We start from the raw sequence: 3,541 nt of genomic DNA, 5'->3' as shown, positions 1-3,541 counted from the left end.
GCTCCCTTACTGGCTTCGGTATAATAATGATATATTGTTAAGTATAATATATGATCGAATCTCTGTTTACAGAACCATGGTGGATGTATGCTGCTGTCTTTTTTGCCGGAATGGGCGCATATATCATTTCTGTGATTGCAGGGGGTGGAGGTTCTCTCATCATGATCCCGATCATGAATTATATGGTTGGTTCAAAGGCAGTGGCTCCTATTATTAATTTGGGAGATATGATCGGGCGGCCATCGCGACTGATCATCTTTTGGAAAGATATTCGCTGGGATGTGGTGATATGGTACGCTCCGGCTGCAGTTTGCGGGGTTTTATTGGCCGGTTGGCTATTTACAAGGGTTGAAGCTGATTGGTTTCAGGTCATTATTGGTGTGTTTTTGGTCAGCACGGTTTTTCAATATCGCTTTGGGAAGAAAGAGCGGACGTTCAAGATGAAGAAATGGTATTGGTTGCCACTAGGTTTTGGAGTGGCAACTATTTCTACGATAGTGGGAGGACTTGGCCCTGTTCTCAATCCCTTTTACCTTAATGCCGGTATTATGAAAGAAGAAATGATCGCCACCAAGACTGCGAATTCCTTTTTCATGGGAGCTGTTCAGATCGGGACCTATACTTTCATCGGGGCTTTGTATGGAGATCTTTGGATATTTGGGATTGTTCTTGGATTGGGAGCGACGGCCGGAAATCTGGTCGGTAAGAAATTACTTAGTTCCATAACCGATGAAACATTCCGAAGATATGTGCTTGCCGTTATGGTGATAAGCGGGGTTTATATGATATTATTAAAGGTTGGGGTTTTTTAGAATTGAATAATCCAAGTGTTAAAGTGTTACGGTGTTACAGTAAAAAACACCGTAACACTTTAACACGTACGCACATTAACACCTAAAACATGCTTAAGCTAAAAATTCCACCTGTAGTTGTTTTCCTGATTTGCCTTGGTTTGATATGGGTGATCCATCAATTCATCCCTAACCAAAGCTTCCTATTTAAAGCAGGGAAATTCATCGGTATTGGATTGGTGATATTAGGTGGATCAATCGGAGTACTTGCTGTGATTGAGTTCGCGCAAAAATCGACCACGTTAAATCCCCATAGACCTGAAAACACTAAAGAGTTTGTTCAATCAGGAGTTTATAAATTCTCGCGAAATCCCATGTATTTAGGCTTGCTGATCGTTTTAATAAGCCCGGTTTTCTATTGGGGAAATCTATTCACCATAGTGGTGCTACTCCTGTTCATTTGGTACATGAATGAATTTCAGATCAAGCCGGAGGAGGAAATAATGGAGCAGAAGTTCAGGGATGAATTTTTGGAATATAGAAAGGAAGTAAGGCGGTGGGTTTGAGTGCCGTACTTATTAACAAACTTCACAACAGCTTTCAGGATTATTATTGGCAGCAGGATTAATTTTTTCACTTCCAAAAAATGAGCGAATAGTAAATTGATCATTAGAAAATTTTTTCTGAACTCTGATCGCATTGGCAATAGCAATAAGGGCAACACCCACGTCTGCAAAAATTGCCTCCCACATGGTTGCGAGACCAACGGTAGCTAGAGCCATCACCAGGATCTTGATCCCCAAAGCTAAACCAATATTCTGCCAAACTACTTTGTGTGTGAATTTCGCAATACGAATAGCCTGCGGAATTTTTGAAGGCTGGTCAGTTTGGATGACCACATCAGCCGTTTCGATGGCAGCGTCCGAGCCTATGCCGCCCATGGCAATTCCTACATCGGCCAGGGTGATTACCGGGGCGTCATTCAGCCCGTCTCCAACAAATCCAACAACGTGATTTGAACCCAAGGCCTCTTTCACTTTTTCGTATTTACCGTCAGGGAGCAATCCTCCAAAGGCCTGATCTATACCAAGCTGTTTTGCTATAGAATCCGTGGTCTCCTGATTATCCCCGGAGAGCATCATCAATTTGCTTACACCTAAATCCCGGAGTTCTTTCAGTGCTTGTGATGCATCTGTTTTTATTTTGTCGGAGATCAAAATGGTTCCGATATGCATTCCGTCAGCAGCTACGTATACGAAGGCAGAAGGTTTGTCATTATCAATTTCGGAAACGGATACTTCGTTCTCTTCCAGTAATTTTCGATTGCCTACCAGAATTCCCTCCTGACCTATAGCTCCTTTAAGACCACGGCCCGGTATTTCCTGAATATCATTGGCTTCCGGTATTTCCTGCCCATTTATAAAACTCAGAATGGCTTTTGCAACAGGATGTGAAGAGTGGAGCTCCAAAGAAGCGGCTAATTTTAATATTTGTGAAGTTTCATATCCATTAGCAGGGTAAATTTCTTGTACTTCAAACACCCCTTCGGTCATTGTGCCTGTTTTATCCAAAAACAGGATTTTCATTTTCCGAAGCTGGTCAAGATAATCAGAGCCTTTCAGGAGAATGCCATTTTGAGAGGCTGCGCCTATACCTCCGAAATAGCCCAGCGGGATGGAAATCACCAATCCACACGGACAGGAAACAACAAGGAAGATCAGCGCGCGATAAAACCATTCTTCAAAAACATACGGTTCCACAACTAGCCAGGGTAGAAATGTGAGAGCTACAGCAAGCCAAACAACAATGGGGGTGTACACTTTAGCGAAGCGAGTCATAAAGCGTTGAGTGGGGGCTTTACGCTGAGCGGCTTCTTGAACCATGTTTAAAATATCGGACAGGCGGGAATCTTCATATCCCTTTGTCACTTTTATGCGCACCGGAACTAATTCATTAACGGAGCCTGCCCAAACTTCTTCACCCGCATTGCGAGACATAGGTTTGGATTCTCCGGTTAAAGCGGCGGTATTGAAGGAAGCTCGGTTTGTAAGCAGTTCACCATCGAGCGGAACTTTGGCCCCTGCTTTTACTTGTATAACTTCTCCGGGTTCTACTTCGGAAGGGTGAATCTCTTGCGTCTCTCCGTTGCGTTCAACAGTAGCAACATCCGGTTGCTGGTTGATGAGCGACTCAATGGAGCCGCGTGCCTTTCGGACGGCATTTCCCTGCGCATATTCCCCAATCATATAAAAGAGCATGACCGCTACACCTTCGGCGTATTCTCCGAGAATAAAAGCACCAACTGTTGCAATTCCCATGAGCAGAAACTCACTGAAGATGGTGCCTTTTTGGATAGATTTAAAGGCCTTAACCCAAACAGGCCCTCCCACAAACAGGTAGGAAATAAGGTATAGCGAAAGATAGATGAATTCACTTCCAGGAAATGAAATCCAATATTGAACGGCCAAAGCTGCAATTAAAGAAACGGCCGACCAAAATACTTCGTAATATTTTTTTATGAATTCCATGGATGCATGTGGGTGCTCAGATAATATTATCAAAACCTAAGGTATCAAGAGAGGAAAAGTGAGTCTTACACTATTGTGTATTTCTTGTGCAGGATTGTGTTATACCTTATCAATGGAAATCCGCCGATTTTCTTTGATCTCGCTGAAGTGGGAGGGTGAAAGTCCGGTTTCTTTCTTGAACTGTCGGGAAAAGTGTTGCTGACTGCTATAGCTTAACTCATA

At 43.2% G+C, this 3,541-nt stretch carries 4 protein-coding genes; 2 read left to right on the top strand and 2 right to left on the bottom strand.

Annotated features, from left to right (window positions below; genetic code table 11):
- Positions 1-50: 50 nt before the first annotated feature.
- Positions 51-812, top strand: a complete 762-nt coding sequence (locus VFM80_RS08420) for a sulfite exporter TauE/SafE family protein (RefSeq protein ID WP_395071383.1) — start codon at positions 51-53, stop codon at positions 810-812.
- Between the two features lie 89 nt (positions 813-901).
- Entirely contained in the window at positions 902-1,357 is a 456-nt protein-coding gene (locus VFM80_RS08415) for a methyltransferase family protein (RefSeq protein ID WP_395071382.1), read from the top strand.
- Positions 1,358-1,369: 12 nt separating this feature from the next.
- Here the strand turns inward: VFM80_RS08415 and VFM80_RS08410 are convergent, their stop codons facing one another.
- Both VFM80_RS08410 and VFM80_RS08405 read right to left on the bottom strand, forming a co-directional pair.
- On the bottom strand, positions 1,370-3,319 hold the full coding sequence (locus tag VFM80_RS08410; RefSeq protein ID WP_395071381.1) for a heavy metal translocating P-type ATPase: 1,950 nt from the start codon (positions 3,317-3,319) through the stop codon (positions 1,370-1,372).
- Between the two features lie 99 nt (positions 3,320-3,418).
- Positions 3,419-3,541: AraC family transcriptional regulator (locus VFM80_RS08405; protein ID WP_395071384.1), on the bottom strand; the 123-nt coding region annotated here is incomplete at its 5' end.

Source organism: Gracilimonas sp. (assembly GCF_035704785.1).
GTDB lineage: Bacteria > Bacteroidota > Rhodothermia > Balneolales > Balneolaceae > Gracilimonas.
The sequence above is the reverse complement of the archived record's forward strand: the minus strand, read 5'-3'. Positions and strand labels throughout refer to the sequence as shown.

Excerpts from the sequence above, each read along its gene's own strand:
- VFM80_RS08420 (WP_395071383.1), top strand. The coding sequence starts at position 51 with ATGATCGAATCTCTGTTTACAGAACCATGGTGGATGTATGCTGCTGTC.
- VFM80_RS08415 (WP_395071382.1), top strand. The coding sequence starts at position 902 with ATGCTTAAGCTAAAAATTCCACCTGTAGTTGTTTTCCTGATTTGCCTT.
- VFM80_RS08410 (WP_395071381.1), bottom strand. The coding sequence starts at position 3,319 with ATGGAATTCATAAAAAAATATTACGAAGTATTTTGGTCGGCCGTTTCT.